We start from the raw sequence: 19,645 nt of genomic DNA on the forward strand, positions 1-19,645 counted from the left end.
TTGTGTCGGTGGTGGCCGGTAGGCTCGTACATACGATGACCGAGGATCTGTCCCCAGCAGAGCGGTACGCGGCGGCGCGCGAGCGAGCCGCGGAGCAGGCCACCGCTCTCGCCCCCTTCCGTGACATGTACGACTTCGATCTGGACCCCTTCCAGATAGAGGCGTGCCAAGCCCTCGAAGCAGGAAAGGGAGTGCTGGTCGCCGCGCCGACCGGTTCAGGCAAGACCATCGTGGGCGAGTTCGCCGTCCACCTGGCCCTCACCCAGGGCCGCAAGTGCTTCTACACGACGCCCATCAAGGCGCTGTCGAACCAGAAGTACAACGACCTGGCCAAGCGGTACGGCTCCGACAAGGTCGGCCTGCTGACCGGTGACAACAGTGTCAACTCCGAGGCGCCGGTCGTCGTGATGACGACCGAGGTGCTGCGGAACATGCTGTACGCGGGCTCCAAGTCGCTCCTGGGCCTCGGCCACGTCGTCATGGACGAGGTCCACTACCTCTCCGACCGCTTCCGCGGCGCCGTGTGGGAAGAGGTGATCATCCACCTCCCGGCGTCGGTGACCCTGGTGTCGCTGTCGGCGACCGTCTCCAACGCGGAGGAGTTCGGTGACTGGCTGGACACCGTGCGCGGCGACACCCAGGTGATCGTCTCCGAGGAGCGTCCCGTGCCGCTGTGGCAGCACGTGCTGGCCGGACGGCGGATGTACGACCTGTTCGAGGAGTCGCGGGACAAGCGCGAGGTCAACCCCGACCTGGTGCGCATGGCCCGGATGGAGAACAGCCGGCTGCCCCGCGACCGCCGCAGAGGACGGCCCCAGCGGGAGGCCGACCGGGAGCGGGAGCGCCGCCAGCGCGCCCGGATCTGGACGCCGAGCCGCCCCGAGGTCATCGACCGGCTGGACGCGGAGGGGCTGCTCCCGGCGATCACCTTCATCTTCAGCCGTGCGGGCTGTGAGGCCGCCGTCCAGCAGTGCCTGTACTCCGGGCTGCGGCTGAACGACAACGCGGCCCGGGCGAAGGTCCGCGAGCTCGTCGAGGAGCGCACCAAGGACATTCCCGACAAGGACCTGCACGTCCTGGGCTACTTCGAGTGGCTGGAGGGCCTGGAGAGGGGCATCGCCGCGCACCACGCGGGCATGCTGCCCACCTTCAAGGAGGTCGTCGAGGAGCTGTTCGTCCGCGGGCTGGTCAAGGCGGTCTTCGCGACCGAGACGCTGGCGCTGGGCATCAACATGCCGGCCCGCTCGGTGGTGCTGGAGAAGCTGGTCAAGTGGAACGGCGAGCAGCACGCCGACATCACCCCGGGCGAGTACACCCAGCTGACCGGGCGCGCGGGCCGGCGCGGCATCGACATCGAGGGCCACGCCGTGGTGCTGTGGCAGCGCAGCATGGACCCGGGCGCGCTCGCGGGCCTGGCGGGCGCGCGGACGTATCCGCTGCGGTCCTCCTTCAAGCCGTCGTACAACATGGCGGTCAACCTCGTCTCGCAGTTCGGCAGGCACCGCTCGCGTGAGCTGCTGGAGACGTCGTTCGCGCAGTTCCAGGCCGACCGCTCCGTCGTCGGCATCTCCCGGCAGGTGCAGAAGAACGAGGAGGGCCTGGCGGGCTACCGCGCCTCCATGACCTGCCACCTGGGGGACTTCGAGGAGTACGCGGGGCTGCGCAGGCAGCTCAAGGACCGTGAGACGGAGCTGGCCAAGCAGGGCGCCAACCAGCGCCGGGCGCAGGCCGCCGCCGCGCTGGAGCGGCTCAAGCCGGGTGACGTCATCCACGTGCCGACCGGCAAGTTCGCGGGGCTCGCCCTCGTGCTGGACCCGGGGGCGGGCGGCGGCCGCGGCTCGGGGCACCGCAGAGGGTACGACGGCGGTGCGGGCAGCGAGGGGCCGCGGCCGCTGGTGCTGACCGCGCAGCGGCAGGTCAAGCGGCTGGGGCCGATCGACTTCCCGGTCCCCGTCGAGCCGCTGGAGCGGATGCGCATCCCCAAGTCGTTCAACGCGCGCAGCCCCCAGTCGCGGCGCGATCTGGCCTCGGCGCTGCGCACGAAGGCGGGCCACCACGTGCCCGAGCGGCACCGCAAGCAGCGTTCGGCCGCCGCTGACGACCCCGAGATCGAGCGGCTGCGCAAGGCCATCCGCCAGCACCCCTGCCACGGCTGCGACGAGCGCGAGGACCACGCCCGATGGGCCGAGCGCTACCAGCGGCTGCGGCGCGACACCCGCCAGCTGGAGCGGCGCATCGAGGGGCGGACGAACACCATCGCGCGCACCTTCGACCGGGTCTACTCGCTGCTCTCCGACCTCGGTTACCTGACGGGCGACCACGTCACCGACGACGGGCGGGTGCTGGCCCGGCTCTACGGCGAGCTGGACCTGCTGGCCTCCGAGTGCCTGCGCGAGGGCGTGTGGGAGGGGCTTCCGCCCGCGGAGCTGGCCGCCTGCGTGTCCGCTCTGGTCTTCGAGGCGCGCAACGGGGACGACGCGCTGCCGCCCAAGATGCCCGGCGGCCGGGCTCGCGCCGCGCTGGGCGAGATGGTGCGTATCTGGGGGCGGCTGGACGCGCTGGAGGAGGACCACCGCCTCAGCGCCGCCGAGGGCGTCGGCCAGCGCGAACCGGATCTCGGCTTCGCCTGGGCCGCCTACCGCTGGGCGGAGGGCCAGGGGCTGGACGAGGTGCTGCGCGAGGCCGACATGCCCGCGGGTGACTTCGTGCGCTGGTGCAAGCAGGTCATCGATGTGCTGGGGCAACTGGCCGCCGCGGCGCCCGCGTCGGGCACGGTGGCCAGGAACGCCCGCAAGGCGATCGACGGCATGCTGCGGGGCGTGGTGGCCTACTCCAGCGTCGGCTGAGGCCCGCCCGCCCGCGCTCGCTCGGGCGGGCCGCGCCCCCGCAGGCCCGCGCCCCCGCAGGCCCGCGCCCCCGCAGGCCCGCGCCCCCGCAGGGGCGCGGGGAACGGCGCGCCAAGCCCCAACCCACCCGCGCACCGCAGACGACGAGCAGGGGCACCCCCTTACCGGCGGAAGCCGGGAAAGCCGACGGCAATGCCGGCTGACGCGTAGCTCGCCGCGGCCGGCAACCCACGGTCGCCAACCGGGCCGGGCCCGGCGTCGCTCCGGAATACCGGGGGTCCGGGTCCGGGCCCGCCCGCGGCCCGGAGCACCGCTCCGTCAAAGCGCACCCGCTCCGGCGGTCACGCGGCGGAGGGCCGGCCCTCCTGTTCGGCCTCGACCTGGGCGTTCCACTCGCGCTTGGAGGCCTGCCAGTTGTCCTCGTCCGCGCCGAGGCGCCAGTATCCGGAGATGGACAGCTGCTCCCTGGCGATGCCGCGCTCGAGGCGCAGGTGGCCGCGGAGTTCCTTGACGAACCCCGCCTCGCCGTGGACGAAGGCGAGCACGCGTCCCTCGGGGAAGTCCAGTTCCCGCACGGCGGCGACGAGGCGTGCGCCGACCGGCGCCGTGCCCCGGTGCAGCCAGACGACCTCGGCGCCGGGCGGCGCGGCCAGCGGCTGTTCCTCCTCCACCCCGGCGACCTCGATGAACGCCCGGACGGGTGCCCCCTCGGGCACTCGGGCCAGCGAGGCGGCGATGGCGGGCAGCGCGCTCTCGTCGCCGACGAGCAGGTGCCAGTCCGCTTCGGGGCTGGGGGAGTAGGCGCCGCCGGGGCCGAGGAAGTACACCTCGTCGCCGGCGGCCGCCGACCGTGCCCAGGGGCCTGCCAGGCCTTCGTCTCCGTGGACGACGAAGTCGATCGTCAGCTCGCCGGTGGCCGGGTCCCAGGCGCGCACGGTGTAGGTGCGCATGGCGGGCCACTGGTCGCGCGGCAGCTCGGCGCGGATGCGCTCGATGTCGAACGGCTGCGGGTAGGTGACTCCGGGGGCCGGGAAGAGCAGTTTGACGTAGTGGTCGGTGTGCTCACCCGCGGGGAAGCCCGTCAGGCCCTCGCCTGAGAGGACGACCCGCACCATGTGCGGGGTCAGCTGTTCGGTGCGGACCACGCGGGCGTGGTGGAGCTGTGGCTTCCGGCGGGCCGGGCGGGCTGGAGCGGCCTGGCGGTCTGGCACGGGGCCTCCATGGACGGATGCGGGCACGGGCAGAGGGCGCAACGGAGAGACCGTAACTTAGGTATGCCTAACTTAACAGACGCGTGTCCGCATGATCATCGAAGGCCCGGCCCGGCAGGTCAGCCCGCCAATGTGGTCAGCAGCCGTTGCAGCGATCCGCCGAGCCCCCACCGCTCGGCCAGCTCCGCCAGCCGGTCCTTCTCGCGTGCGGTCCGCGGCAGGGCGAGGTCGGCGTCGGGGAGCGCCACGTCCCGGGCGACGCGCACCACGGTGGGCGCGACGTCCAGGTAGGCGGCGGCCTCCGTGAGCTTGGTGCGCTGCGCCGGGGTGAGCCGGGAGACCGGGTCGGCGGCAGCGGCGCGGATGCCGTCGAGGTCGCCGTACTGGTCCAGCAGCTTCGACGCGGTCTTCTCGCCGATGCCGCGCACGCCGGGCAGGCCGTCGCTCGGGTCGCCGCGCAGCACCGCCAGATCCGCGTAGCCGGCGCCGTCGACCCCGTACTTCGCGGCCAGCGCGGCGCCGTCGTAGACGTCGAGGCTGCCGACGCCCTTGACGGGGTAGAGCACGCGGACGGCGCGCGCGTCGTCGACGAGCTGGAAGAGGTCGCGGTCGCCGGTGACGATGTCGACGGGGCCCGCGGCACGGGTCGCCAGGGTGCCGATCACGTCGTCGGCCTCGTACCCAGCGGCGCCGAGGCGGGCGATCCCCACGGCGTCCAGCACCTGCTCGATCACGGGGACCTGGGGCCCCAGGGTGTCGGGCGTCTCTTCCGCGTCGGGGCCGCCCTCGACCTCTTCGGCGACGCGGTGGGCCTTGTAGGAGGGGATCAGATCCACCCGCCACTGGGGGCGCCAGTCCGCGTCCATGCAGGCCACCAGCGCGTCGGGCCGGTGGTCGTGGACGAGCCTGGCGATGAAGTCGAGCAGTCCGCGCACGGCGTTGACGGGGGTGCCGTCGGGGGCGCGGACGCTGTCGGGGACGCCGAAGTAGGCGCGGAAGTAGAGCGAGGCGGTGTCCAGGAGCATCAGCCGGGGGCCGCCGGGCCTCTCGGGGGCCCCCGCTGTGCTTGCCGTGTTTGTTGCGCTTGTTGCTTTTGCCGTGTTCGATGTGTTTGCTGCGTTCGCCGGAGTGATGGTCACGGCCCGATGATGCCGCATGGCGCCGACAGTGCGTGCGTGGCGCGGATGGGCCTCCGCGGGGGACGTGGGGCGCGTGGGGCGTGAGCGGAGGCGGTGCGTCCATTTTTGCCGGTATGAACCGCGTCACTACCGGTTTGGAAGTTGAAGTTTCGAGCAGGAGCACCCTGGCAAGGCCTTCGTGTAGAGTGCATCTTTCCGGTATGCACCGTTTGCAGCGATTTACACCGCTCGAACCGAAGCGTGGGGGTGTGCCGGTACCTGTTGTCAAGACAAGAAGGTGAATGTGTCCAGGCTGAGAGCCGAACACCTGTACAAAGTGTTCGGGAGGAGAGCGGACCAGGCAGTAGCCAGGCTGGAAGCCGGCACCGACCGCGAGGAACTGCGTGCCCAGGGCACGACCGCCGCCGTGATCGACTCCTCCTTCGAGGTTGAGGAGGGGCAGATATTCGTGGTCATGGGGCTGTCCGGCTCCGGTAAGTCCACGCTGCTGCGGATGCTCAACGGCCTCCTCGAGCCCACCGCGGGACGGGTCCTGTTCGACGGCGAGGACCTGACAGCGCTCCCCGACCGCGAGCTGCGCGAGGTACGAGCCCACAAGATCAGCATGGTGTTCCAGCACTTCGCGCTCTTCCCCCACCGCAGCGTGCTGGAGAATGCCGCCTACGGCCTCGAAGTGCAGGGCGTCCCGCGCGAGGAGCGCGACAAGCGCGCCACCGAGGCACTGGAACTGGCCGGGCTCAAGGGCTGGGAAACGTCCTGGCCCGACGAACTGTCCGGCGGTATGCAGCAGCGGGTCGGCCTTGCCCGCGCGCTGGCCACCGACGCGGACCTGCTCTTGATGGACGAGTCGTTCAGCGCCCTGGACCCGCTGATCCGCCGTGACATGCAAGACCAGCTCCTCCAGCTGCAGAAGACGCTGAAGAAGACCATCGTCTTCATCACCCACGACCTCAACGAGGCCATGCGCCTGGGCGACCGCATCGCCGTCATGCGCGACGGGCGCATCGTCCAGATCGGCACCGCCGAGGACATCCTGGTCCGCCCGGCCACCGACTACGTCGCCTCCTTCATCCAGGACGTGGACCGTTCGCGGGTGCTGACCGCGGGTTCGATCATGGACGAGGCGAAGGCCGACGCGGCCGCCGCACAGGGCCGCGGGCTCGGCAAGGCGCCGACGGTCCCCGCGGAGACCCCGCTCGCCGAGCTGTTCACCCCGTTCTCCACCAGCGAGGACGCGATGATCGTCACCGACGAGGCGGGCACTCCCGTCGGCGTCGTCGACCGGGAGCGGCTGCTGGCCGCTCTCGCCGAGGAACCCCGCGTTGACGCGGCCGCCGCGGTGCCCGCCGCCGGCCCCGCGGTCCAGGAGACGAGCAAGGACGCCGGGGTGAGAGCACGTGCCTGAGTTCCACCCCGGAAACTGGGTCGAGGACGCCGTCGACTGGCTGCAGACGCACCTCGGCTGGCTCTTCGACTTCATCAACACGGTTCTGACCGGGCTGTACGACGGGATCAACGCCGTCCTGGGCGGCGGCGAGCCGCTGCTGCTGGCCGGCATCTTCGCCGTCATCGCGTTCTGGCTGCGCGGGCTGGCCGCCGGTGTCATCGCCTTCGTCGGCTTCGTGCTCATCGACACGTTCCAGTTGTGGGACGAGGCGATGCAGACGCTCTCGCTCGTCCTGGCCGCCGCCGTCATCACCATCGTGATCGCGGTGCCCACCGGCATCTGGGCGGCGCGCAAGAAGTCGGTCAGCGCCGCGGTGCGCCCGGTGCTCGACGTCATGCAGACGATGCCGGCCTTCGTCTACCTGATCCCCGGCGTGATGTTCTTCTCCGTCGGCACGACCCCGGGTCTGCTGGCGACGATCATCTTCTCCATGCCGCCCGGCGTCCGGATGACCGAACTGGGCATCCGGCAGGTCGACGGAGAGCTGGTGGAGGCCGCCGAGGCGTTCGGTACCACGCCCAAGCACACGCTCACGCGCGTGCAGTTCCCGCTGGCGCTGCCGACGATCATGGCCGGTGTCAACCAGGTCATCATGCTCGCGCTCTCCATGGTCGTCATCGCCGGTATGGCCGGTGCTCCCGGCCTCGGTGAGCGGGTCTACGCCGCCGTCACCCAGGTCCAGATCGGTCTGGGCGTCGAGTCGGGTGTCGCCGTCGTCATCCTCGCCATGTACCTGGACCGGATGACCGGCGCCCTCAACCTGCGGGTTTCGCCGCTCGGCCGCCGCGCCGCGGCGAAGGCGACCGCGATGATGGGCCGGATGCGCTTCGTGCGCTACAAGCCCGGTTCGGCCGTCGCGCTGTGCGGCGTCGTCGTCCTCGCACTGGTCGCCGGCGGCATGAACTTCGCCGACTCCGGCTCCGAGGAGCAGGCCTCCGGCAGCACGAACGTCGGCAAGGGCAAGCAGCTCAACATGGGCTACATCCCCTGGGACGAGGGCATCGCCACCTCCTACCTGTGGAAGGAGGTGCTGGAGCAGCGCGGCTTCAAGCCCAACCTCAAGCAGCTGGACGCGGGCCCGCTCTACACCTCCCTCGCCCAGGGCGAGACGGACTTCCAGACGGACGCCTGGCTGCCCACCACGCACCAGCAGTACTGGGACAAGTACGGCTCCAAGATGGAGAAGCTCGGCGACTGGTACGGCCCCACCTCGCTGGAGCTGTCCGTCCCCTCCTACGTCAAGGGCGTGAAGTCCCTGGCGGACCTCAAGGGACAGGGCAAGAAGTTCAACGGCAAGATCATCGGCATCGAGTCCAGCGCCGGTGAGATGAAGATCCTCAAGGAGAAGGTCCTCAAGGACTACGGCCTGGAGGGCGAATACAAGGTCGTCTCCTCCAGCACCTCCTCGATGCTCTCCGAGCTCAAGCGCTCCATCCAGAAGAAGGAGCCGGTCGTCGTCACGCTGTGGTCCCCGCACTGGGCCTACAACGCCTACGACCTGACCAAGCTGAAGGACCCCAAGGGTGCGTTCGGCAAGGGTGAGAAGCTCTACAACGTCGGCCGCAAGGGCTTCGCGAAGGACAACCCGATCGTCGCCAGCTGGCTGAAGAACTTCCACCTCACGGAGAAGCAGCTCACCTCCCTGGAGGACAAGATCCAGGGCGCGGGCAAGGGCCAGGAGCAGAAGGCCGTCAAGGACTGGCTGAAGGGCCACCCGGGCTTCGTCGACAAGATGGCGCCGACCCCCGGCGGCGAGAAGAAGCAGGGCAAGGGCGCAGGCAAGGCCGTCCAGATGGGCTACTTCCCCTGGGACGAGGCCATCGCGACGACCTACCTGTGGCAGAACATCCTCGAGGACCGCGGCTACAAGCCGAACGTCAAGCAGCTCGACCCGGGCCCGCTCTACACGGCGCTGGCGCAGGGTGAGATGGACTTCCAGACGGACGCGTGGCTGCCCACCACCCACGAGCAGTACTGGCGCAAGTACAAGGACAGACTGACCGACGTGGGCTCCTGGTACGGGCCGACCTCGCTGGAGCTGTCCGTGCCCGAGTACGTCAAGGGCGTCGACTCGCTGGAAGACCTCAAGGGCAAGAGCGACATGTTCGGCGGGAAGATCACCGGCATCGAGTCCAGCGCGGGCGAGATGAAGATCCTCAAGAAGGTGCTCAAGGACTACGGCCTGGACAAGGAGTACAAGGTCGTCTCCTCCAGCACCTCCTCGATGATCTCCGAGGTCGACCGTTCGGTGAAGCAGAAGAAGCCGGTCGTGGCGACCACCTGGTCCCCGCACTGGGTCTACAGCAAGTACCCGTTGAAGAAGCTCAAGGACCCCAAGGGCTCCTGGGGCAAGGGCGACCACATCCACGTCACCGCCAAGAAGGACTTCAAGAAGGACTTCCCCGAGCTGTACGGCTGGCTGAAGGACTTCCACATGTCCGAGGACGACCTCGGCTCCCTCGAGGCCTCGATCCAGAGCGGCGGCAAGGGCAAGGAGAAGGAGTCCGCGCGCAAGTGGCTGGACTCCCACCCGGGCATGGAGGACAAGCTGGCCCCGGTCAAGTGACCGGCGCCGCGGTCTGATCCCACCGCCTTCGGGACGGCCCCGCGCCGCGTGCGAGAGCACGCGGCGCGGGGCCGTCCGGCGTTTCGGGGGGCGCGGTAATGCGCATGACGGACCGCGAGGGGGCGCCTACCGTCGTACGCGTGCACGAACGCACCTCCCGGTGCGAGGACGACGGTTACTCCTTCGGCGGATTCCACAGGTTCGATTCCTGGCGCCTGGACGGCGCGCTTCGTGGCCTGGCTGCGGGACGACGCGCAGCTGCGCTCCGCCGCGCTGGTCGCCGCCGCGCACGCCGTCTGGGCGCGGCTGGCCGAGGGCCGGCACGGGGACGACCGGGCCATCGTGGCCGCCGCCTGCCGGCGCGCGGACGCGCCGGGCGAGTTCCTCGCCTACTGGACCGCCACGTTCGGCCGCGCCGTGCCCAAGCCCGTCAAGCGCGGACTGGCCGACGCGGTGCGGTGCCTCTACACCGAGAAGGCGCTGCTGAAGTACGACACCGACGCCCACGCCTTCCGCTTCGCCGACGTGCTCGAGTTGACGCACGCCGCGCCGGACCCCGACAAGCCCTGGCAGGGCGAACTGTTCCGCCACGCGCTCGACCGCCGGCACGGCCGCGGCGAGCACGTCCCCGAGGCGCTGCCGACCGTCAGGGCCCGCGCCGCCCTCATGGCGTTGCCCGAGGCCGAGCGCGCGTCCGTGGTAACCGGCGCGTGCGGTCCCGGGACCCTCGCCCGCGCCGGCATGACCCGGGAGGCCCTGGCCGGCTGGCTCCAGGGCCCGATGGACGCCGCCTCCTGGGAGGCCGTGCTGCCGTCGATGGGCCTCATGGCGCAACTTCGCAACCTGCGCAACCTCGACCGCGCGGGGATCAGCGACCGGGCGGCGGCGCAGGTGATCGACCGGCTCACCGACCCGGAGCAGATCGCCCGCTCGCGGCAGTTCCCTTACCGCTTCCTGTCCGCCTACCGTGCCGCGCCGTCGCTGCGCTGGGCGCGGGCGCTGGAGAAGGCGCTCGCCGCCTCCACCGCCAACGTCCCCGCGCTGCCGGGCCGTACGCTGCTGCTCGTCGGCACCTCGGCCTCGATGCGGGGCACCGTCTCGGCGCGCTCGAAGGTCACGCACGCGGACATCGGCGCGCTGATCGGGGCGACGCTCGCCCAGCGCGGTGAGCGGGTGGAGATGTTCGGGTTCGCGGGCGGCCACTCCCGGCACGAGCTGCCGGCGGGCGGCGCGGTCCTGAAGGCGATCGAGGCCTTCTGCGCGCGGCTGGGGGAGGTCGGCCACGGGACCGAGACGGTGGCAGCGCTGCGGGCCGCTACGAAGGCCACGACCGGGTCGTGCTCGTCTCGGACATGCAGGCGTTCCGACACCCGGGCGGGGAGGCGCGAGGCGGGCGTCTCGGTCTCCGAGGCGGTGCCCGCCTCCGTGCCGCTCTTCGGCGTCAACACCACCGGGTACGCGCCCTCGGCGCTGGACCCGTCGCGGCCCAACCGTTTCGAGATCGGCGGCTTCTCGGACAAGCTGTTCACGATGATGGAGCTGCTGGTGGACGGGGAGTCGGCGCGCCGGCCGTGGGAGGGGTAGCGACCGCCCGAGGGGTTCAGGCGCCGTGGAAGGCGGGCAGCACCTCGTCCGCGTAGACGCGGAAGAACTCCTCATGGCGGGAGCCGATCTGCTGGACGTACACCTCGTCGAACCCGGCGTCGACGTAGCTGCGCACCCGGGCCCTGTGCTGCTCGGTGTCGGGCCCGCACACCATCTGGTCGGCCACGGCGTCCCGCGAGACCAGCGACGCGGCGGCCGCGAAGTCCTTCTGGCGGGTCAGGGTGGAGGGCACCTGGCCCGGCAGCAGTTCGTTGGCCCACAGCCGGTGGGCCTGGTCCAGCCCGTCTCGTTCGGTCGGCGCCCAGCACACCTTCATGCCGCCCTGCACGGTCCGCTGTCCGCCGCCCGCGTCGCGGTAGCGGTCGACCAGGTCGCGGCTGGGGGAGGGGGTGCAGAAGGCGTCGCCGATGCGTGCGGCCAGCTCGACGGCCTTGGGGCCGAACGCGGAGACGGAGATCGGCACGGGCTGTTCGGGCACCGTGTAGAGGCGGGCGTCGTCGACGCGGTAGTAGGTGCCGTGGTGGGTGGTGCGCTTGCCGGTGTGCAGTCTGCGGATGATCCCGACGGCCTCCTCCAGGCGGGCCAGCCGTTCGCCCGGCGGCGGCCAGTGCTGGCCGAGGATGTGTTCGTTGAGCGCCTCGCCGGATCCGACGCCCAGGGTGAAGCGGCCCTCCAACTGCACGGCGGCGGTCGCCGCCGCGTGGGCGACGATGGCCGGGTGCATCCGGAAGGTGGGGCAGGTGACCGCGGTGCCCACCGGCAGCGAGGTGGCCTGGGAGAGCGCTCCGATGACGGACCAGACGAAGGGGCTCTGGCCCTGCGCGTCCATCCAGGGGTGGAAGTGATCGGAGATCCACAGCCGCTGGAAGCCGGCTTCCTCGGCCATCTGTGCCTGGCGGACCAGTTCGCGGGGTCCGAATTCCTCGCAGGAGAGAAAGTATCCGATGCTGACCATGCACCCATGAGTACCTTTTCCGCCCATAACGAAACAGAACGGTCAGGCCGTCACCTTCCCTGCGTATGAGCTGCCTTATGCCCTGCGTGCTCCCGTGCTCCCGTGCTCCCGTGCTCCCGTGCTCCCGCGCTCCCCGCCTAGAGTGGGGCCTCATGACGTGCCGGTCGGTCGTGTCGCTCGTTCCCTCCCTCACCGAGGCGGTGGCCGCCACCGCGCCCGGTCTCCTCGTCGGCGCGACGGACTGGTGCACGCACCCGTCCGGCCTCGACGTCACCCGGGTGCGGGGCACCAAGAACCCGGACGTGGCGGCCGTCGTCGGACTGGCCCCGGGCCTGGTGCTCGCGAACGAGGAGGAGAACCGCCCCGAGGACCTGCGCGCCCTGCGGGAGGCGGGGCTGCGCGTGATGGTGACCGAGGTGCGCTCGCTGGAACAGGGCTTCGCCGAGCTGCACCGGGTGCTGACCGAGGGCTGCGGCCTGTCGCGCCCTGAGTGGCTGGACACCGCCGAGCACGCGTGGGCGCGGGCCCGCGCCCGCCTGGACGTACGCGCCGTCGTCCCCGTCTGGCGGCGGCCGTGGATGGTGCTGGGCAGGGACACCTTCGCCGGTGCCCTGCTCGCGTACCTGGGCGTGCACAACGTCTACGCCGCACACGCCGAGCGCTACCCGCGGGTACCGCTCCCCGAGCTCGCCGAACCCGGCCGCGCCGACGTGGTCGTCCTGCCCGACGAGCCCTACAGGTTCACGGCCGACGACGGCCCCGAGGCCTTCCCCGCCACGCCCGCCGCGCTCGTCAGCGGCCGGCACCTCACCTGGTACGGGCCCTCGTTGGCCGAGGCACCGGACGTCCTCGGCGCCGCGCTGTCGGCCGCGCTTGTCTGAGCCGCCGTTCCGCGTGCTCGGCGAACCGGCCGCGCAGGGTCCGCGCGCCAGCGCCCCCGCCGGCCGCGCGCCAGCGCCCACGCGGGCCGCGCGTCAGCACTCCTGGCTGACCCGCTGCGCTCGTGCCGCCGTCACCAGGGCGGCCATCACCCGCAGATCCTCGCCGGCCTCGGGGTGCCACTGGAGGCCGAGCACGAAGCCGTCGGCGTCCGGCAGCTCGACGGCCTCGACGGTGTGGTCGCCGGTGGCGTGGGCACTGGGGACGAGCCCTTCGCCGAGCGTGTCCACCGCCTGGTGGTGGTAGGTCGGCACGGACACGGTCTCCTCCTCGTCCAGCACCTTGGCCAGCAGCGTGCCCGGGACCGGCCTGACCTGGTGTGCGCCGAAGACCCCCGGGGCGCCGCGGTGGGCTTCGGTGGTCGGCATGTGCTGGACGAGGGTGCCGCCCAGGGAGACGTTGAGCAGCTGCATGCCCCGGCAGACCGCGAGCAGCGGCACGTCGCGGGCCAACGCCTCGCGGGTGAGGGCCAGCTCCCAGGCGTCCCGTTCGGGGTAGGGCGGCCCCGTGCGCGGGTCCCGGTCGGCGCGGTAGCGGGCCGGGTCCACGTCGGGGCCGCCGGCGGTGACGAGCCCGTCGAGGCGGGAGAGCAGATCGGCCGCCGCGGCGGGGTCCTCGTCGGGCGGGAGCAGCAGCGCGCGGGCGCCCGCGCGCTGCGCCATGCGGTGGTACGCCGCCGGCAGGAGGGCCGCGGGCAGGTGCCAGTCGCCCCAGCGGGCCGAGGGCTCCAGGTAGGTGGTGATGCCGATGAGGGGCGGTGTCACGGTTGCTCCAGGTGCGGGTCGCGGAACACGGGGGAGGGTACGCGGCCGGGCGCTCTCAGTCCCGCAGTTCTTCCTCCGCCTTCGCCAGCGCGGCGAACTCCTCCTCCGGGGCGGCCGCCACCAGCCGGTGGCGGGAGTAGAAGGCGAAGTAGGCGAGGGCCACCGCGTAGACCAGCAGCGCGATGAGTGCGGCCTGTTTGTCGACCAGGAAGGTGGCGACCAGGGCGGCGAGCGCCAGGACGAAGGCGACCGAGGAGGTGAGGACGCCGCCGGGGGTGCGGTAGGGGCGCGCCAGGTGGGGTTCGCGCTTGCGCAGCACGAGGTGGGAGAGGGACATCAGGGCGTAGGAGATGGTGGCGCCGAAGACGGCGATGTTCAGCATGGTGGCCCCGTCACCGCTGCCCGCGGCCAGGGCGAAGCCGAGGGCGCCGGGGAGCAGCAGCCCGAGGTAGGGGGCCTTGCGGCGGCTGGTGAGGGAGAGGAAGCGGGGCAGGTAGCCGGCGCGGGAGAGGGCGAACAGCTGGCGGGATCCGGCGAAGATGAGGGAGAAGAAGGACGCCACCAGTCCTGCCAGGCCCGCGTAGTTGACGACGCGGGAGAGCGCGGTGGCCTCGCCGCCCGGCTCCAGGGCCTCGACCAGCGGATTGCCGACGTCCTGGAGGGCGGCGGAGCCGCGGGCTCCGGTGGCGGCGATGAAGGTGAGCAGGGCGAGCAGCAGCAGGACACCCATGGAGGCGGCCATCGCCTTGGGCAGGGTACGCGCCGGGTCGCGGGTCTCCTCTGCGGCCAGCGGCACGCCCTCGACCCCGAGGAAGAACCACATGCCGAACGGGAACGCCGCCCAGATGCCCAGCAGCCCGAAGGGCAGCCAGGAATTCGCGCCCGCCGCGCCGTGGTCCACGGGGATGTCGTCGAGGCCGCTCGTGTGGAAGTCGGTGAGGGCGCCGAAGACGAACACCAGCAGCGCGGCGACGGCGATCGCGGTGACGACGAGGGAGAAGCGCAGCGCCTCGCCGACGCCCCACAGGTGGACGCCGATGAACAGCACGAAGCAGGCCAGGTAGACGGGCCAGCCGGACTCCAGTCCGAACAGGCCGAGCGAGGCGACGTAGTCGCCGATGAAGCAGACGATGGCGGCCGGTGCGAGCACGTACTCGATGAGGATGGCGGTGCCGGTCAGGAAGCCGCCCCAGGGGCCGAGGGCGCGGCGGGCGAAGCCGTAACCGCCGCCCGCGGTCGGCAGGATGGCGGACAGCTCGGCCAGCGCGAAGACCATGCAGGTGTACATGAGGCCCATCAGGACGGCCGCGATGGCCAGCCCGCCGAAGCCGCCCTCGGCCAGGCCCGCGTTCCACCCCGAGTAGTCCCCCGAGACGACGTAGGCGACGCCGAGTCCGGTCAGCAGCAGCGGGCCCGCGCTGCCGCGCCGCAGGGTGCGGCGCTCCAGGTAGGCGGCGTCCGGGTCGGGGCGCGGCGGCACGTGCGGGTCGGGGTGCGAGGGTGCGGCGGGCGGGGTCGGGTCGCCGTCCCGCACGGGATCGGACCAGGACGCGGACTGTTCGGTCATGTGCCACACTCCCGCCGTCAGCCAATGGTGTGCTGGCACACCTTTGTGTGCGCGGGTCGTCGAGCGCAACCCTTGTGCGGGAACGGGCTGCGACCGCGGGCGGCGTTCCGGGGCGTACGGGACACGGCGCGCGCCCTGCCTCACGCCAGGAAGCCCCGCAGCAGGGACGCCGTTCCCGCGCAGTGCTCGCGTGCGATCGCCCGCGCCCCCTCGCCGTCCCCCTCCAACACGGCGGCCACCAGTCCGTCGTGCTGCTGCTGGGCGTGCTCCAGGTTCCGCACGAGCAGCGGGATGCGGCCCAGCAGGTCGTTGAGGGAGGCCCTGACGGCGGCGTACTGCGCCGTCAAGGACGGCGACCCCGCCAGCTCCACCAGCGTCAGGTGCAGCAGCGTGTCGTGCCTGCGGTAGTCGGTGAGCGCCGCCTCCCGGGTGGCGTCCAGTGCCTCGCGCAGCCGTGCGGCCCCGGCGGCGGACAGGCCGCGCGCGGCGCACAGTTCGGCCGCGCCCGCTTCCAGTACCTCGCGGAAGGCGAGCGTGTCCTCCAGGTCGGGGGCCTGTGCGCCGCGCACCCGCTCCCGCGCAGCCCCGCCGCCGGCGGGCGCCGGGCGGGGGAGGACGAAGGTGCCCCCGTACCGGCCGCGCCTGCTGGCCACGACGCCCTGTTCGGCCAGCACCCTCAGCACCTCGCGCAGGGTGACCCGGCTGATGCCCAGGCGCTCGGCCAGCTCCCGCTCGGCGGGCAGCCGTTCGCCCTCCGCGACCAGCCCGAGCCGGACGATCTGGAGTATCTGCTCCAGCGCTTCCTCGAACCCGTTTCCCGCGCGCACCGTGCGCAGCACCGTGGCCAGCCTGTCGTCCTGCGGCGTGGAAGGCATGGCAACCTCTTCCGTTCCAATGGTATCCGTGACTACCTTATGGCTTCCGCTGACCCGACAGGAGGCCCGCCCGTGGCAGACCGCCCACCACCCCTCGCCGTCGACGAGCTGAGGAAACGCGTCGACGCGGGCGAGATCGACACCGTCGTCCTGGCCTTCACCGACATGCAGGGCCGCCTGACGGGCAAGCGGTTCGCCGCCCCCCACTTCCTCCAGCACGTGCTCGACGGCGGCAGCGAGGGCTGCAACTATCTGCTCGCCGTCGACGTGGACCTCAACACCGTGGACGGCTACGCCATGGCCTCATGGGAGCGGGGCTACGGCGACTTCGCCATGCACGGTGACACCGCCACCCTCCGCCGCGTCCCCTGGAACCCCGGCACGGCGCTGCTGACCGCCGACCTGGCCTGGCACGACGGCTCGCCCGTCGCCGCCTCGCCCCGGCAGATCCTCAAGCGCCAGCTCGACCGGCTCGCCGAGCGCGGCTGGAGCGCGTACGCCGGCACCGAGCTGGAGTTCATGGTCTTCCGCGACACCTACGAGCAGGCCTGGGACAGCGGCTACCGCGGCCTGACCCCCGCCAACCAGTACAACGTCGACTACTCCGTCCTCGGCACCGGACGCGTCGAGCCCCTGCTGCGCAGGATCAGGAACGAGATGGCCGCGGCCGGCATGGTCGTCGAGTCGGCCAAGGGCGAGTGCAACCTGGGCCAGCACGAGATCGCCTTCCGCTACGCCGACGCGCTGACCACCTGCGACCAGCACGTCGTCTACAAGACGGGCGCCAAGGAGATCGCGGCGCAGGAGGGCCAGGCCCTCACCTTCATGGCCAAGTACGACGCACGCGAGGGCAACTCCTGCCACATCCACCTCTCGCTGCGCGACGAGACCAGCGCGGCCGTCCTCGCCGACGACGCGGGCGAGGCGGGCATGTCGCCCCTGATGCGGCACTTCCTCGCGGGGCAGCTGGCCGCCCTGCGGGAGTTCACCCTCCTGTACGCGCCCAACATCAACTCCTACAAGCGCTTCCAGCCCGGCTCCTTCGCCCCCACCGCCGTCGCCTGGGGTCCCGACAACCGCACCTGCGCCCTCCGCGTCGTCGGCCACGGGCACGGACACAGGCTGGAGAACCGGGTACCGGGCGGCGACGTCAACCCCTACCTCGCCGTCGCCGGAATGATCGCGGCCGGACTGCACGGCATCGACCACGCGCTGGAGCTCCCCGACGCCTGCACGGGCAACGCCTACGCGGGCGACGCGGCGCACGTCCCCGCCACCCTGCGCGAGGCCGCCCTGCTGTGGCAGGACAGCGACCTGGCCAGGGAAGCCTTCGGTGACGAGGTGGTCGACCACTACACCAACATGGCCCGCGTCGAACAGCGGGCCTACGACACGGCCGTGACGGACTGGGAGCGCTACCGCTCCTTCGAACGGATGTGAGGACCACCGCAGTGCAGCACGAAACCGCCCCAGGCCGCACCGGGCCCCCGGTCGAGCAGCTGGAGATCATCAACCCGGCGACCGAAGAGCTGATCACGACCGTCCCCGTCACCACCCCGCACCAGGTGGACGCCGCCGTCACCCGCGCGGCGGCGGCACAGCGCAGCTGGGCGGCGCTGCCGCCGGCCGACCGGGCCAGAGCGCTGCGCCGGTTCGCCTCCGCCGTCGACGGGCACATCGAGGAACTGGCCGTCCTGGAGACCCGCGAGGCCGGGCACCCGCTGGGCAACGCCTGCTGGGAGGCGGGCAACGTGCGCGACCTGCTCGACTACTCCGCAGGCGGCGTCGAGAGGCTGACCGGTGCGCAGATCCCCGTCGCCGGGGGCGTCAACCTGACCTTCGCCGAACCGCTGGGCGTGGTCGCCGTCATCGCCCCCTGGAACTTTCCCATGCCGATCGCCGCCTGGGGGACCGCGCCCGCGCTCGCCGCCGGGAACGCCGTCCTCCTCAAACCGGCCGAGACCACCCCGCTGACCGCGCTGCGGCTGGCCGAGCTGGCGCTGGAGGCCGGGCTACCCGAGGGGCTCTTCCAGGTGCTGCCGGGCGAAGGGCCCGTCACCGGTACCGCGCTGGTCGAACACCCGCGCGTCGCCAAGGTCGTCTTCACCGGCTCCACCGTCGTCGGCACCCGCATCATGGCCCAATGCGCCGCCACCGTGAAACGCGTGACCCTCGAACTCGGCGGCAAGAGTCCCAACATCGTCTTCGCCGACGCCGACCTGGAACGCGCCGCCGCCGGCGCGCCAGGATCCTTCCTCGACAACACCGGACAGGACTGCTGCGCCCGCAGCCGCATCCTCGTCCAGCGCAGCGTGTACGACCGCTTCCTGGAACTGCTGGAGCCGGCCGTGCTCGCCTTCCGCGCCGGCAACCCGGCCGACGCCGCCACCGACATGGGCCCGCTCGTCTCCGCCCGCCAGCGTGAGCGCGTCCGCTCCTACGTCCCCGAGGACGCGCCCGCGCTGATCCGCGGCACCGTGCCCGAGGGCCCCGGCTTCTGGTACCCGGCCACCGTCCTGGCGGGGGCGCCGGGGGATCGCGCCGCGGTCGAGGAGATCTTCGGCCCCGTCGCCGTCGTCCTCCCCTTCGACGACGAGGACGAGGCCGTACGGCTCGCCAACGACACCGACTACGGGCTCTCCGGCTCCCTGTGGACCCGCGACGGCGCACGCGCCCTGCGCGTCTCGCAGGCCGTCGCCGCCGGAAACCTGTCCGTCAACTCGCACGCCGGCGTCCGCTACTCCACCCCCTTCGGCGGCTACAAACAGTCCGGGCTCGGCCGTGAACTCGGCCCCGACGCGCTCGCCGCCTTCACCGAGACCAAGAACGTCTTCCTCAGCACCGAGCCGAGCACCCAGGAGAGCCCGTGACCGACCAGACCGCCGCATGCCGCCGCCTCGTAGGACGTACGGCCGTCGTCACCGGCGCCGGCAGCGGCATCGGACTCGCCACGGCGCGCCGCCTGGCATCCGAGGGCGCCCACGTGGTCTGCGCCGACGTGGACGCGGAACGGGGCAGGGCCGCGGCCGAGGAGACCGCCGGACTGTACGTGCAGGTGGACGTCACCGAGCCCGAGCAGGTCGAGGCGCTGTTCCGCACCGCGCACGAGACCTACGGATCGGTGGACGTCGCCGTCAACAACGCGGGCATCTCGCCACCCGACGACGACTCCATCCTGGAGACCGGTCTGGAGGCCTGGCAGCGCGTCCAGCACGTCAACCTGACCTCCGTCTACCTGTGCTGCAAGGCGGCCCTGCCCTACATGCGCGCCCAGCAGCGCGGCTCCATCATCAACACCGCCTCCTTCGTGGCGGTCATGGGCGCCGCCACCTCGCAGATCAGCTACACCGCCTCCAAGGGCGGAGTCCTGGCCATGTCCCGCGAACTGGGCGTCCAGTTCGCCCGCGAGGGCATCCGGGTGAACGCCCTGTGCCCGGGCCCGGTGAACACCCCGCTGCTCAAGGAGCTGTTCGCCAAGGATCCCGAGCGGGCACAGCGCCGCCTGGTCCACGTCCCGGTGGGGCGCTTCGCCGAGCCCGAGGAGATCGCCTCGGCGGTGGCGTTCCTCGCCAGCGACGACGCCTCGTTCGTGAACGCGGCCGAGTTCCTCGTGGACGGCGGGATCGCGGGCGCCTACGTCACCCCGCTGTAGTCCCGCCGGACACTGCCCGGGCGCCGCCGGGGCGCCCGCCCACCGTGCGGAGCGCCGTGGATGTAGCGTGCACACGGTC

The 19,645-nt window shown here is 71.9% G+C and carries 14 protein-coding genes; 8 read left to right on the forward strand and 6 right to left on the reverse strand.

The window, feature by feature from the left end:
- Positions 1 to 35 precede the first annotated feature (35 nt).
- Entirely contained in the window at positions 36 to 2,846 is a 2,811-nt protein-coding gene (locus DTL70_RS04630; protein WP_114020528.1) for a DEAD/DEAH box helicase, read from the forward strand.
- Positions 2,847 to 3,187: 341 nt separating this feature from the next.
- Here DTL70_RS04630 and DTL70_RS04635 read toward each other — a convergent pair whose 3' ends face one another.
- Together DTL70_RS04635 and DTL70_RS04640 are read right to left on the reverse strand one after the other, a co-directional pair.
- Positions 3,188 to 4,057 (reverse strand): siderophore-interacting protein, encoded by an 870-nt coding sequence (locus DTL70_RS04635; protein WP_114020529.1) that lies wholly within the window; start codon positions 4,055 to 4,057, stop codon positions 3,188 to 3,190.
- Between the two features lie 119 nt (positions 4,058 to 4,176).
- A complete protein-coding gene (locus DTL70_RS04640) occupies positions 4,177 to 5,082 on the reverse strand; it encodes a 5'-3' exonuclease (RefSeq protein WP_114020530.1) in 906 nt (301 codons plus the stop codon).
- A 397-nt stretch (positions 5,083 to 5,479) separates the two neighbouring features.
- Between DTL70_RS04640 and DTL70_RS04645 the strand changes: the two genes are divergently transcribed.
- The 3 genes from DTL70_RS04645 (at position 5,480) to DTL70_RS04655 (ending at position 10,793) form a co-directional block, all read left to right on the forward strand.
- Positions 5,480 to 6,601: a quaternary amine ABC transporter ATP-binding protein gene (locus DTL70_RS04645; protein WP_114020531.1), complete on the forward strand. Its 1,122-nt coding sequence runs from the start codon at positions 5,480 to 5,482 to the stop codon at positions 6,599 to 6,601.
- Positions 6,594 to 9,209, forward strand: a complete 2,616-nt coding sequence (locus DTL70_RS04650) for an ABC transporter permease/substrate binding protein (protein ID WP_114020532.1) — start codon at positions 6,594 to 6,596, stop codon at positions 9,207 to 9,209. Before DTL70_RS04645 ends, DTL70_RS04650 begins: the two co-directional genes overlap by 8 nt.
- Positions 9,210 to 9,440: 231 nt before the next feature.
- Positions 9,441 to 10,793 (forward strand): TROVE domain-containing protein, encoded by a 1,353-nt coding sequence (locus tag DTL70_RS04655; RefSeq protein WP_220183589.1) that lies wholly within the window; start codon positions 9,441 to 9,443, stop codon positions 10,791 to 10,793.
- A gap of 16 nt (positions 10,794 to 10,809) precedes the next feature.
- Here DTL70_RS04655 and DTL70_RS04660 read toward each other — a convergent pair whose 3' ends face one another.
- The gene (locus DTL70_RS04660; protein ID WP_114020533.1) at positions 10,810 to 11,769 is read right to left on the reverse strand and encodes a TIGR03557 family F420-dependent LLM class oxidoreductase; all 960 of its coding nucleotides are present in this window, start codon (positions 11,767 to 11,769) and stop codon (positions 10,810 to 10,812) included.
- Positions 11,770 to 11,921: 152 nt separating this feature from the next.
- Between DTL70_RS04660 and DTL70_RS04665 the strand changes: the two genes are divergently transcribed.
- Positions 11,922 to 12,650 (forward strand): helical backbone metal receptor, encoded by a 729-nt coding sequence (locus DTL70_RS04665; RefSeq protein ID WP_114020534.1) that lies wholly within the window; start codon positions 11,922 to 11,924, stop codon positions 12,648 to 12,650.
- Positions 12,651 to 12,743: 93 nt separating this feature from the next.
- On the opposite strand, the gene DTL70_RS04670 is transcribed toward DTL70_RS04665, so the two are convergent.
- The 3 genes from DTL70_RS04670 to DTL70_RS04680 all read right to left on the reverse strand — a co-directional run bounded on the left by DTL70_RS04670 (position 12,744) and on the right by DTL70_RS04680 (position 15,914).
- Complete coding sequence (locus DTL70_RS04670) at positions 12,744 to 13,472, reverse strand: gamma-glutamyl-gamma-aminobutyrate hydrolase family protein (protein WP_114020535.1); 729 nt, start codon at positions 13,470 to 13,472, stop codon at positions 12,744 to 12,746.
- Between the two features lie 55 nt (positions 13,473 to 13,527).
- Entirely contained in the window at positions 13,528 to 15,039 is a 1,512-nt protein-coding gene (gene eat, locus DTL70_RS04675; protein WP_245979001.1) for an ethanolamine permease, read from the reverse strand.
- Between the two features lie 140 nt (positions 15,040 to 15,179).
- Positions 15,180 to 15,914: a FadR/GntR family transcriptional regulator gene (locus DTL70_RS04680; protein WP_114020536.1), complete on the reverse strand. Its 735-nt coding sequence runs from the start codon at positions 15,912 to 15,914 to the stop codon at positions 15,180 to 15,182.
- Between the two features lie 72 nt (positions 15,915 to 15,986).
- On the opposite strand from DTL70_RS04680, the gene DTL70_RS04685 reads away from it, so the two are divergent.
- From DTL70_RS04685 to DTL70_RS04695, 3 genes are read left to right on the forward strand one after another with little or no spacing between them, the layout of a single operon-like run.
- Entirely contained in the window at positions 15,987 to 17,354 is a 1,368-nt protein-coding gene (locus DTL70_RS04685) for a glutamine synthetase family protein (protein ID WP_114020537.1), read from the forward strand.
- A gap of 11 nt (positions 17,355 to 17,365) precedes the next feature.
- Positions 17,366 to 18,784 carry an aldehyde dehydrogenase family protein gene (locus tag DTL70_RS04690; RefSeq protein WP_114020538.1) on the forward strand — a complete coding sequence of 473 codons (1,419 nt, stop codon included), beginning with the start codon at positions 17,366 to 17,368 and terminating at the stop codon, positions 18,782 to 18,784.
- Positions 18,781 to 19,566, forward strand: coding sequence for a 3-oxoacyl-ACP reductase (locus DTL70_RS04695; RefSeq protein ID WP_114020539.1), 786 nt, complete (start codon positions 18,781 to 18,783; stop codon positions 19,564 to 19,566). The genes DTL70_RS04690 and DTL70_RS04695 overlap by 4 nt, the downstream gene beginning before the upstream one ends.
- Positions 19,567 to 19,645 lie beyond the last annotated feature (79 nt).

The sequence above is a fragment of the Streptomyces diacarni genome, from assembly GCF_003323715.1.
Taxonomy (GTDB): Bacteria; Actinomycetota; Actinomycetes; order Streptomycetales; family Streptomycetaceae; genus Streptomyces; species Streptomyces diacarni.